The sequence below is a fragment of the Spirosoma liriopis genome (genome assembly GCF_023196085.1).
GTDB classification, from domain to species: domain Bacteria; phylum Bacteroidota; class Bacteroidia; order Cytophagales; family Spirosomataceae; genus Spirosoma; species Spirosoma oryzicola.
Genome location: NZ_JALPRF010000002.1, coordinates 1,193,146 through 1,205,872, shown reverse-complemented (window position 1 = coordinate 1,205,872; position 12,727 = coordinate 1,193,146). Strand labels below are relative to the sequence as shown.

Genomic DNA, 12,727 nt, shown 5'->3' with positions numbered 1-12,727 from the left:
GCAGCTAGATCGGTAAGCCCAATAACTGATGCGTCAGGGCGTCACAGAGCAAGACAGGTCGAAGTCGATCAGGGCTTCAAAGGTGCGGTTCCACGGTAGGTTGAAGCGTAGATTCGTCGGTTTGGTACAGCGAACCACTTGCTGGTAGCTCCCAGGGCGCTTCTGCTCGAAGTTAGTCGCCAGTTCATCGAACGATTGACGCAGCAGGTTCAGGCTGTATTCCTCGACCTGCCGAGTTGTTTCGTCACTCATCAACGTCGAACTCCGGCCCACCTGCCGGGCAAACTGATTGGCTTTCGCCCGGATCAGATTATGAAAACAATAGTCGTCCAGCACCCGATGAATCAGAAACCAGTTCTGCGCCGACCAGATGCGCTCCGCCACCGCCGGCTGTTTCAGAAGTTTTGCCTGAGCCAGCGTAAAGATGACGCCCTGCGGCAAAGCGGTCCCGATGGTGTTGCCCGCCGTGTTCCAGGACGCATAACCACTTAGTTCGGGCAGTATATGACGTTTTTCGAGCGCCATCGTGAAGGCTGTATCGCCCCCCTGCACATCGCCTTTCGGATCGACATCGGCGACAATGACGTGCTTACCCGACCCAATTTTTTGGGCAATTTCGTCGGCAAAGCTTTCGGCCCGATCTTTTTCAAAACGCGATGCGTACACGTAATACAACACATCCGCATCCTGCTCACGATCAACCTCCTGCGAACCGGTTGCGTTGATGTGGTAACTCACCGTTTGGCGCAACGGACGATCTTCGAATGGCATGACGGTGTTGCCTACCTTCTCAGACGAATACACCGCTTTAACTCTTGGGGAGAAATTCGCGTGTTTGTTCAGCGCCCGCGCCAGCAGCAGCATCGACACCTCGTCGGCACCGGGTTGGATAGCAATTTTGTCGGTCAATTTTAATCGCTTCGTTTCGGCAATCAGCGTTTCGCGGTCGGCAATGTGAACGCCCTGCGGTTTGGCATCGTCCTGGGTCAGCAACAAGTAATCGATAACACCGCGACGTACCAGGTCAATCGCCTGTTTGTTGATGCGCAGATTACGCGATCGGGCCCGTTTGTAATCGGCTAACCCTTCGGCGGGAATCTCGCGCTCTAGTGTGGCCGTTTCTGTTTTCGATTTGGCGTCGGTCGCTACCGAAATTTCGGCCCAATGAGCTAGTTTTTCGCGGTAAGCCCCGTTTTTCTGGTCGGCAGTCGGAGCCAGACGCATCACCACACTTTGCGCGTAAATTTTTAAAGCCGGTGCGCGTTTGTGCAGTTCAGCCATAATAGTCAACCGCTTGATGGCTTCGTCAAACGACACATTGTGCACCCGCGAACCAACCAGGCCACCGTAGGCTAGCATATCGAGCGCTATGATGGCGGCATCGAATGACTTTAGATCCTGCTGCTGTACCCAGTTTATTATTTTTTCGGATTGGCCGGGTGTGGTAAATCGACCGAGCAGTTCCATCGGTGGCGTAACAACTTCGGCATCCCCAATGCGGCCCATACGCTGCGTAAACTGAAGGCAGGGCGGACGATCATCGAGCGGAATGAGCAGAATACGGGCGTGAAATGCGGGCGCGGTACCGGCCGAAGCCGGTAGCCATAAGCCCGCAAAAAGTACAAGTACGGTGAGAATTAGGAGACGAGGCATTGGCTTTAGTGGAGTGGTGGGTTTGTGTACGCGTTGGCTTTGTAGCCGTTGATGCCGTAAAACAGGATGTACCCGTAGCAGACAACAGGCAGCATAAAGGCGATCGGCCAGGTAAAGTGATCGATGAGCAAGCCCTGACAAAACGAGACGATCGCGCCACCGGCAATGGCCGTTGAAAGCAAGCCCGATGCCTGGGTGGTAAATTTACCCAGCCCATCGACCGACAGCGAAAAGATAATGGCGAACATGATGGAGTTGCACAAGCCAACGGCAATCATACTCCAGACGGCGACGTAACCCGTTGTGTTGACCGAGAACAGCACCAGCGCAATGGCGAGTACGGCACAAACCGTCAGGATCGACGCGGGCCGGATCGTTTTCAGCAGCCCCGCCCCCACGAACCGCCCTACCAGCATACTACCCCAATAGAACGCCACAAAACTGTTCGCTTCGTTTTCGGAGATGCGCAGGGTATCGGCAATGTAATTCGTCAGAAATGTACCGATGGATACTTCGGCCCCGACATAGCAGAACAGTCCCCCGATGCCAAACCGCAGATTCCGAAAAGCAAACACGCTTTTGCCCGGTTCTTCAACATGGGTATTCAAGTCGGCACTGGCCCGGATCACCGGCAGCTTCAACCGCCAGAGCACCAGCGCGATGCAAGCTAGCAACCCCGCAATGCCCAGATACGGATACCGGACCGCATCACTCGACGCATTGGCTAAAGGAGCCAGGATAAAGTAAGCACCGAACAAAGGTGCTACGGTTGTCCCCATCGACCCAACACCCTGAATAAGGGTCAGGCGAGACGACGCTGTTTGAGCCGGTCCCAATACCGTAATGTACGGATTGGCCGCTACCTGCAACAAAACAATACCGATGGCAATAACAAACAAAGCTCCCAGAAACAAGGCGTACAGATGCAGTGCCGATGCCGGAAAAAATAGTAGCGCCCCTACCGCAGCAATTGCAAATCCTAGCACCATACCCGTCTTATAGCCGACTTTTTCCACGATTTTTCCGGCTGGAATAGACATGATGCCGTAGGTAAGAAAAAAGTAGAACTGAACCAGCGACGACTGCGAATAGGTCAGGTTGAACCCTTTCTTGAAAAACGGCACCAGCGTATCGTTCAGGCACGTGATGAACCCCATCATGAAGTACAGCACAGCCAGCGACAGCAGCGCGGGCGTATAGGATTGCTTTGTTTGCCCGACAGGTTCGTCAACCGATACGGTTTGCAGGGGGATGTTTGCCATAGAATCTAGTCCTGTAAAAGCGGGTTAGCCTTTTTGTGAGCAATGGCGTCCAGCGTTTTCCAGCACTGGTACAAGCCACGCGGAATGTGAAAACACCCCTTCCATTTACCACCTTTTAAAGGCAAAAGTACGTCGCCCCGGCGGTCGAGGTAGCCGAACCATTCGCCATATTCGGTATCGACAAAATGCGCCCAGGTGTAGGCGTGTACTTTCTCGAACCACGTCCAGCACCGCTCATCGCCCGTATGCAGGTACCCTTTCAGCAAACTAATAATCGTTTCAATGTGTACCCACCACAGCTTCTGGTCCCATTCCAGCTGTTGGGGTGGCGTTCCTTTTACGTCGAGGAAGTAAAAAATGCCGCCGTATTGATTATCCCAGCCGTATTCCAGGATAGCAAGCGTCCGGTCGACCGCTTTTTGGATGAGCTGCTGATCGTTGGAGCGCTCGGCCAGGTCCATAATAAACCACATCGCTTCCAGGCCATGACCGGGATTGATAAGCCGCCCCTCGAAGGAATCGGAGAATGAACCATCAGGCGCAATATTCTCCAGAATCAAGCCCAGATCGGGTCGGTAAAACTCGTCCATCACCGCGTGAATACCCGACGCAATGGTCTGTTCCACCAGTTCGGGAGGCAGCAGCGATTCCATTTCCAGCACCAGATTGCACAGGATCATGGGCAACGCAAAACTTTTGAGCGGTCGCGTTCCGGGATATGCTTTGTTGTAAGGACCTTTCGGATTCTCCTGCCGACGCAGAATGGCGTGAAACGTACTGACCGCAATGTCGCCGTATTCGCTGTTGCCCGTTGCCTTGTACAATTGCCCGAAGGCCATCGCAGCAAAACAGTCCGAAAAAATATTGAACGGCTGAGTCAACGGCAAGCCCTCGCGAGTCAGCGAAAAATACCAGTTACCCTCGGCATCCCGACCGTGCTTCTTCAAAAACTCGGCTCCCTGGATGGCGAAATCAAGCCATTCCTGCTTTTTCTCGACCCGGTTGTAGAGCATCGAAAAACACCACACCTGACGCCCCTGTAGCCACACGAACTTATCGGTATCATAAACTGAACCCTCCCGGTCGAGACAGGTAAAAAAGCCGCCAAATTCGTTGTCGCCTGAGTGCTTGAGCCAAAACGGGATCACATCATCCAGGAGATTATTCTTGTATAGCTGCTGGTAGTCGTCAAGCTGCATAGTCATATAAAGTAATAAAGTAATCTTCTTTAGTTTATACTATTAGCTTTGATTACTTTTTATTAAAGTTCGCTCAACTTAATAATTAAAATTATTAAGTTGAGCGAATTACAGCATTATATCCGATTTCAACAAATCAATGAGCTTATTTTTTAACGAATAAGCCAAAAAAGCTTATTCATCCATATAGTTTCGCCGTTGAACCGTACACTACTCATAAAATAACCGGATAGAAGAACGGACGAAATATTCTCCGGAAGGGCGCAGGAGCGAAAAAAAGTAGGAAATCTTCTTAGAGTACAGCAAGGGATCGGTCGCGAACGAGAAGACAGGCACCGATGATTCCCGCATGTTCACCTAACTGGGACAGAGTAAGCCGGGTATCATTATTGACCAGACTTAGCGAATATTTATTGATAGCAGTCTTGATCGGTAGTTCGATATAATCCTTGGTCGAAGCAAGACTACCGCCCAGAATGACCAGTTCAGGGTTGAATACATTGATCAGGAAAGCAATTCCCCGGCCCAGGCTTTCGCCGACTTTGGCAATTAATTCAATAGCCAGCACATCATCGTGTTTGGCCGCCTGAATAATATCCTCCATCGTTATTGTTTCGGGGTTCCTATCATGCAGTGATAGCACTGATGTTGACCCTTCCTGCAATTTTTCGCGGAACATCCGCGTGAGCGCCCACCCCGACGCTTCGGTTTCGAGGCACCCTTTTTTGCCGCAATGACAAATGAGTTCATTGTCGAATATAGGAATGTGCCCCAACTCCCCGGCATAACCCGATTTACCGTAATACAACTGGCCATTGATTAGAATGCCCACGCCAATGCCGTAATCAAGATTCAGGAATAGAACGTCTTTTTCCTTCGCGACGACACCCGCGCAAAACTCGCCGTAAGCCATCGCCCGCGTGTCATTTTCCAGAAAAACCCGGATGCCTACCTTTTTTTCGATGATCTCGCTCAGCGGTTGTTCGTCGAAAAAGAAAAAGCTGTAACTGTAACCGGTTGCATAGTTGATTCGCCCCGACAGATTCAGTCCGATTCCCAGAATCTTTTCCCGAGGAACGGCTAAGTCCGTGATGAAACGGTTGATATGCTGACACAACAACTCAAGCGACTCTTCCGTATTGTCGAGTTGGTAGGCCAAATTTTCGGTTACGTTGACCAGGTTCTTCTGCAAATCCAGCAGACCGAGGTTGATGTGGCTCTGCTTGACGTCTACGCCGATAAAAAAGGCTGAGTTTGGAACAACGCCGTACAGATTAGGCTTCCGTCCACCGGTCGATTCGATCTTGCCGTAGTCCTGAACCAGGCCATCGCGCATCAGTTCATTAACAACCGTCGTTACTTTCGGAACGCTAATGGTTAATGCTTTGCTTACCTCAGGAATGATGGCGTTGCCTGCGTTGGCAAAATAGCTGAGGATTGCTCGTTTGAAATGTATGCTTTTGCTGCTGACTCTCGAACCAGCCGAAGACTTACTCATTAGAACCAATACTTCTTTTTCCCAAACTTACTAAGATCTGAGAATAGCTTACGGTTAATTTATGGTTTGCGTAAGCGGTAGACGCTTGCCGGAACCAGTCAATAGCGACCAATCACTTCTTTTTTTGCTTGCGCCGTTGTCGCCACTGTTTGACATCGGCGGTCAGGTTTTCGAGGAAAAAGGACGGGCCAACGGATATGTAAAAACCAGTATAATTGATCTGGCTGGCTGGTATGTCTTTCTTGAGGATAAACCGATATCCCGTCAGTATATTCAAGCCAAACCAGTGAAACGGTCGTAGCCAACGGATGTTGGGAAACTGGTAAGCGGCTGATACGCCCACACCAAGCGGCAGGAAAATACCCCGCGCTACTTCGGAATCCTGCGCCTGTTCGTCATTACGCTCGTAGCGAGAATGGCCGTAGCCAAATTCGATCGGCGTACTTATCTCAAACGCTTTCCGTCGAAGCCAGTAACGCTCATAATATACGGTAGCAATGCGCAGATGGCGCGTGACCGACTCGGAGGTATTCGGCAACAGACCAGGCCGGTCGATATGCTGGTTGATAAAATAAAACCCTGCTCCCGCTTTGAAACTGGCTGATCTTCCCCCCTGAAGTGCCGGTCGTTCATGATTTGGCGGGAACAGAAAGCCAGCCCGTATGCCATAAACACTCACGGGTACCCGCCGACCGTTGTCGTTTCGGGTATCACTGAAAAAGAAAAAACGCTGATCAGTCGAAGCGGTGAACGTCAGCGGGTTCGGTTTGGTGGTTTTCGCGCGGGTAGAATCGTTGAATTCGATGCGCGTTTGGGCAACACTGGAAACTACCAGCGGAGGAGTATGCGTTAACAAAAAAAGCAAACAGATTATCCATATAGAATTGCGTGGACTCATCTGCCGGTTTCGGCATGTAGCGTTCATCATGTCTGTAGAAACACCCGTTCGCTCAAATCTTTCGTTAGAACAGAGGCTGTACGATTGAGCAAACAAATCAAAAAACATAACTGGCTAGCGCCTTAAAGGTTCTAACGACGATTATTGGCGAATAAGTTGATCTACCGAGCCGAAAAATAAAAAGTGTAAAACGCTCATTAAACGCAGCTTACGTAGCCAGATCATCGTGCACGCTTACGATACGTATGACAAACATACTGATCGTCAACTAATTACCGAACGCTATTTTTTCGGAACGAACCAAACACCCCGCTGTTCTATAGAAAACAATAAGTAGAAACCCCTAATGTATTTTCTTTAGTGGGCACTTAGCAGCCATATAAACCGTGTCTCACAAGCCTTATTCAGCCTACACCGCCGAGGAATTTGCTCTCGACGATCTGTTCGTCCGCTGGGTGCAACACCCCAACGACGAAGAGGTGGTGGCTTATTGGCAGGTTTGGTTAGCGCATAACCCGCATTGTGCCGAAACGGTTGAGGTAGCGCGCGAACTGATACAAACCGCTTCACGCGCTGATAGTAGCTCACTCAGTGCCGATGAAGTGTCGTCGGTATGGGGACGTATTCGCGAATCGTTTCAGACGATGGAAGAGGTACGGCCCCTCCAACCGGATGTCCGTGCGGTAATCGGTTGGTGGTATTTTATACGAACAGCGGCCGCTACGCTGGGGGTTGTGTTGCTCATTGGCTGGGCGCTGTGGATTCAGTACGGTCCGGACCAATCGATCAAAACGATCCGAACTACGGCTGGCCCGCCCCGCATCATTGATTTACCCGACGGTTCTACCGTGCGACTTCATGCCAACAGTCAGTTGCGCTACGACCGCCGGGGGTTTTCGCGTCAGTTATCCGAAGAAACGCCCCGAGCCGTTTGGCTGGAAGGGGAAGCCGATTTTTCAGTTATGCACCGGGCCGATACATCGTCGTCCCGACTTTTCCGGGTTCATACGCCCGATCTCACGGTAGAAGCGCTCGGAACAACCTTTCGGGTTCAGCAAGGACCGGAATGTACACGCGTGGCCTTAACCTCCGGGCGTGTCAACTTACTACTCAACCAGCAGAAACCTATCCAGCTCAACCCCGGCGATTCCGTAGAGGTTGCCGCTGGGTCAATACAGACATTGCCTTAGTTGCTTGCCTTTTTTGCCTAGTTCCTATTCCTGAGTTAGTAAACCCTTAATTCCTATTCTAATGTGTAACACAATTACCAATCAGTCCAGGCTGCCTTCACCTGGGCGAGTCTGGCTTCCTCTACTCGGTCTGACAGCAATTACCCTGATTAGCCAGCCAGCGTTCAGCGCTCCCAGGCCAACCCATCCGGCAACGGATAACCCCATGCAGGAGCGCACCGTCACCGGACGGATCCTGTCGGGCGATGACAACAATCCGCTACCGGGTGTCAACGTGGCCGTAAAAGGCACCACGCGCGGCACAACGACCGACGCGCAGGGCACCTACCGGATTAGTATCCCCAATGAAAAAGCAGTCCTCGTATTTTCGTCCGTAGGCTTTATCTCACAGGAGATTACGGTTGGCAACCGCGCATCAGTGGACATCACGCTGACCAGTGACAGCCGCGCTCTGAATGAGGTCGTTGTCGTAGGGTATGGTACGCAGAAAAAAAGCCAGTTGACCGGCGCGATTTCATCAGTCTCAGCGAAGCAAATCACCGAAATGCCCATTACCAACATCGGTCAGGCGATGCAGGGCCGGGTAGCGGGTGTTGACGTGGCGCAATCGGGAAGCAGACCCGGATCGACACCAACCATCCGAATTCGGGGTCGCCGTTCGTTCAATGCGGGTAATAATCCGCTGTACGTAGTCGATGGGATTCCGCTCACCGGCGACCGGAATGAGCTGTTAGCCAACCGTCCGTTCGGTTTTGTATCGGGTGGTTACGAAGATTTCGACCCGAACGACGTTGCCTCGATGGAAATCCTGAAAGATGCGACATCGACCGCCATTTACGGGGCCAGAGGAGCAAACGGTGTTGTTCTCATATCGACCAAACGGGGTAACAGCAACGGAAAAACAACCATTAGCTATGATGCCTACGGGGGCGTTACCGATCCTCTGGATAAAGTCCATTTGTTTAGCGGCCCTGAATTTACGGAGTACGTACGGGAAGCCTACCGCGCCACGAATCTGTACAATGACGCGAATGGAAAACCGGTACCGACCGGCGTGGGCGATGCTTTTGCGGACTCGAAAGTAGCCGTCTTAGGAGGTGATCCGGCTGTAGCTGCCGGCATTGCGGCCAACCGGAACACCGATTACCAGTCGTTGATTCTCCGCCAGGGCGTTCAGCAAAACCATTCCATTGGTATTCAGGGCGGAACCGAAAAGACGCAGTTCTACATCTCCGCCGGCTATTTTATGGACAAAGGCATTGTTCCGGGCCAGGATTACTCACGGTATTCGCTGCGCGCCAATGTCGACCACCGCATCAACAAGGTGCTCAAAGTGGGCATTTCGTCGTACATGATGTATAGTACCCGGAACGGAGCCAACCTGAACCCGTACCGCTTTACGCTCCAGCAGAACCCGTTGGGCAGACCCTACGACGATAACGGGAACCTGATTTTCGCCCCGACAAACGATGCCTTGCTGACGAATCCACTGTATGAAATCATACCGGGAGCCCAAATCGATAATACGAAGAAGTATCGGATTTTCAATAGTGTTTATGCCGAAGCCAATATCATTGACGGCTTAAAATACCGCGTCAACTTTGGGCCTGATTTTTCGGTTTCGCGGGCGGGCCGCTTCGTGGGATCGCTAACCAACGACCGGAAAGGCGGTGACCCGACGGCTGCCAATAATAGCCAGTACGGATTCAATTACACCCTGGAAAACATCCTGACCTACAACAAAACGTTCGGCGATCACAATCTGGGTATAACGGCGCTCCAATCCATTCAGCGCGATAATTTTGAATACAATAACCAGTCCGTACAAGGGGTTCCGGCTGAATCGCAGGAGTTTTACAATACGGGCAATGCCGCTTTGGTGTTGGGCGTAGGCAGTAACCTGATCCAGTGGACGCTCAACTCGTTTATGGGTCGTGTCAATTACGATTACAAGGACAAATACCTGGTGACCGCTACTCTTCGGCGGGATGGCTCGAGCCGTTTCGGTGAAAACAGCAAATACGGTAACTTTCCGGGTATCGCCCTGGCCTGGAATATCAATAATGAAGATTTCCTGAAAAACGTCTCCTGGCTCGATCAGTTGAAGCTACGGGTTAGCCGGGGTTCGGTGGGTAATCAGGGTGTTGTACCGTACCAGACGCAGGGCTTGCTGGGTCGTACCGTGTACGCCTTTGGTAACGTTGGCGCGTATGGCTACCGCCCCAGTACGATTGGTAACCCTGACCTGAAGTGGGAAACATCGACTTCATCCAACATCGGGGTGGACTTCAGCCTCTGGCGGGGCCGGGTAGCGGGTTCGATTGAATTCTACCAGACCAACACCACCGACTTACTGCTCTCTGACCAGCTGCCAACCTCTATTGGTTTCAACGCGGTGACGAAAAACGTTGGCGAAACGCGCAACCGGGGGGTAGAAATCAGTGTTTCGACCGTAAACGTTAATTCGAAAAGCGGCTTTAAGTGGACATCTGATCTGGTCTTCACCAAAAACAACGAAGCCATTATCTCGCTGTACAACGGTGCGGTTGATGACCTGGGAAACAAGTGGTTTATCGGCAAGCCGTTGACCGCTTTCTTCGACTACAAAAAGGCGGGTATCTGGCAAACCAGCGAAGCCGACGCGGCTAAATCGTACCAAAGCTCCGTTGGGCAGATTAAAGTTCAGGATACCAACAACGACGGCAAAACGACAGCCGATGACCGCGTATTTCTGGGTTCGGACATCCCCAACTTCAGCGCTGGGATAACCAACCGGTTCAGCTACAAAGGTTTTGATTTGTCGTTCTTCGTCTATGGCCGTTTTGGACAAACCATCTTGAGCGGTTTCCACCGGGACAATAACCAGCTGGCGGGTCGCTATCAGCAGATCAAAGTGGACTATTGGACGCCCAACAACCCGACCAACGAGTTTCCGCAGCCTAAGTCGAACCAGGAGTTTCCCGTCTATAACTCGGCTCTGTTTTACTTCGACGGCACGTTCGTGAAAGTTCGTAACATCAATTTCGGGTATACGTTCTCCTCTCAGTTCACCCAACGGCTGGGTATACAGTCGCTCCGGTTGTTTACCAGTATCCAGCAGCCCTTTATCTTCTCGACTTATCGGTCGAAGTACAACGGCGTTGATCCCGAGACAGCGGATGGTACCATTAACAACGACGTTGTACCAGCTACCCGGATTACCACCTTCGGTTTGAACGTTAAATTCTAAACCCTTGCCTGACTGCGGGTTCAGGTCTACAGCCGGAACAACGCTTTATAGGCTCATAAAACCTTTAGATTCTACAATAATGAAGTCGATACTTTCCGCAAAATCATTCCGTATCCTCGGGCTGGCAACACTCCTGCTGAGTGGTCAGGCCTGCAAGGATATACTGGATGAAAAAGTAATTTCCAGTATTGGTAACGATTACGTGAATACCCCGAAGGGCTTTGAAGATGCCGTCAGGGCATCCTACGCGCCTTTACGGAGCTTTTACGGTACGCAGCAGGGCCTGACTATGACCGAGTACGGTACCGATCTGTACGCTACGGGGGCCGACGGGGGTTACAAAGGGTTTCATTTCTACGATACCCAGCTCAACAGCTTCGTGGATTTTCTGCAAAACGTTTGGGAGGAATTGTACCGGGGTATCAATACCTGCAATTCGGTGATCGAACGGGCTCCGACAGCTACCGTTTCGGACGCAGTGAAGAAACTCCGGGTGGCCGAAGCAAAATTTCTGCGCGCGCACTACTACTTTATTCTTTTACAGCAGTGGGGTGGTGTTGACCTGCGCTTAACGGAAACCCTGGCCCCTACCAAAAAAACCAGCCGGGCTACCGAAGCCGATGTTTACAAGGCGATCCTGTCTGATCTCGAATCGGCAGCCCCGGATTTAGACCCCAAGATCAGATCGGCGGATTACGGTCGTGCTACCAAAGCAGCTGCCGAACACCTGCTGGCTCGTGTGTACCTGACCAAAGCGACCTCGTCGGCCAAAGCAGCTGATGATTACGCGAAAGCAGCTACGTATGCCACCAATGTGATCAATAACTACGGGTTTAAATTAGTGTCTGACTTTGCCAACGTATTTGCGCAGGGTGCCGGGGAGATTAGCGACGAGGTCATCTTCGCCGTTCAATACACGTCGGACCCGCTGACCAATGCCTCCACTCCTCCGGTCGCCAATTCGGGAGGTAACACCGGCGGTAATAACCTGCACTTGTTTTTCGGGATGCAGTACGACGTGCAGGCCGGTATGGTTCGGGATATTTTTTACGGACGCCCATTCAAACGCCTGCGCCCGACTGCTTACTGCTTAGAGACGGTTTTCAAAGATCGGGTCAATGATTCCCGCTACAAGAAAACGTTTAGAGATACCTGGTTGAGTAACAATCCCGGTACCTACAACACGGCCTTTGACAACTCGAAAAAGACCGTTACGTTTAAAGCCGGTGACACGGCTATTTACATTCCGGGTGTTGAATGGACGTTGGCACAGCGGGCCGCAAAACCTTATCAGGTACTCGTACCGAGTGCTTACAACGAAGCCTTGTTCCCAACACTGCAAAAATTCTTTGATCCCCTCCGCCCCGACCGGACCTACGAACAAGGCAGCCGCGATTATCTGGCGTTCCGACTCGCGGAAACGTATCTGATCCTGGCCGAAGCGCAATTGAAGCAGGGCAAAACCACGGAGGCTACTACGGCTATCAACGTGGTTCGTCGCCGGGCGGCCTGGCCGGGCAAAGAGACGGCCATGGAAATAACATCGGCGCAAATGGACATGGAAATGATCTATCAGGAGCGAGGCCGGGAATTGCTCGGCGAGCAAACGCGGTGGATGGATCTAAAACGCTGGGGCAATCTGGTTGAGCGGGTTAAACTGTACAATCCTCAGGCAGCTCCTAACGTCCGGGACATCCACAACCTGCGACCTATTCCACAGACGCAGATTGACCGTACCGAAAAGAATGCGGATGGCAGTCCGGGCTTCGCACAGAATCCTGGTTATTAATCGGCAAAA

General features: G+C 51.7%; 8 protein-coding genes. 3 read left to right on the top strand and 5 right to left on the bottom strand.

What is annotated here, in order from left to right:
• Positions 1-33 precede the first annotated feature (33 nt).
• From M0L20_RS14020 to M0L20_RS14000, 5 genes are all read right to left on the bottom strand, one after another.
• Positions 34-1,653, bottom strand: coding sequence for a DUF4127 family protein (locus M0L20_RS14020; RefSeq protein ID WP_248477559.1), 1,620 nt, complete (start codon positions 1,651-1,653; stop codon positions 34-36).
• A 5-nt stretch (positions 1,654-1,658) separates the two neighbouring features.
• Positions 1,659-2,915, bottom strand: coding sequence for a sugar MFS transporter (locus M0L20_RS14015; protein ID WP_248477558.1), 1,257 nt, complete (start codon positions 2,913-2,915; stop codon positions 1,659-1,661).
• Between the two features lie 5 nt (positions 2,916-2,920).
• The gene (locus M0L20_RS14010) at positions 2,921-4,114 is read right to left on the bottom strand and encodes a n-acyl-d-glucosamine 2-epimerase (protein ID WP_248477557.1); all 1,194 of its coding nucleotides are present in this window, start codon (positions 4,112-4,114) and stop codon (positions 2,921-2,923) included.
• 292 nt (positions 4,115-4,406) lie between these two features.
• Positions 4,407-5,612, bottom strand: a complete 1,206-nt coding sequence (locus M0L20_RS14005; RefSeq protein WP_232561536.1) for an ROK family protein — start codon at positions 5,610-5,612, stop codon at positions 4,407-4,409.
• 112 nt (positions 5,613-5,724) lie between these two features.
• On the bottom strand, positions 5,725-6,468 hold the full coding sequence (locus M0L20_RS14000) for a hypothetical protein (protein ID WP_232561535.1): 744 nt from the start codon (positions 6,466-6,468) through the stop codon (positions 5,725-5,727).
• Between the two features lie 428 nt (positions 6,469-6,896).
• On the opposite strand from M0L20_RS14000, the gene M0L20_RS13995 reads away from it, so the two are divergent.
• The 3 genes from M0L20_RS13995 (at position 6,897) to M0L20_RS13985 (ending at position 12,718) form a co-directional block, all read left to right on the top strand.
• A complete protein-coding gene (locus M0L20_RS13995; RefSeq protein WP_232561534.1) occupies positions 6,897-7,700 on the top strand; it encodes a FecR family protein in 804 nt (267 codons plus the stop codon).
• Between the two features lie 61 nt (positions 7,701-7,761).
• A complete protein-coding gene (locus tag M0L20_RS13990) occupies positions 7,762-10,929 on the top strand; it encodes a SusC/RagA family TonB-linked outer membrane protein (RefSeq protein ID WP_232561533.1) in 3,168 nt (1,055 codons plus the stop codon).
• A 79-nt stretch (positions 10,930-11,008) separates the two neighbouring features.
• Positions 11,009-12,718, top strand: a complete 1,710-nt coding sequence (locus M0L20_RS13985) for a RagB/SusD family nutrient uptake outer membrane protein (protein WP_232561532.1) — start codon at positions 11,009-11,011, stop codon at positions 12,716-12,718.
• The last annotated feature ends 9 nt before the right edge of the window (positions 12,719-12,727 follow it).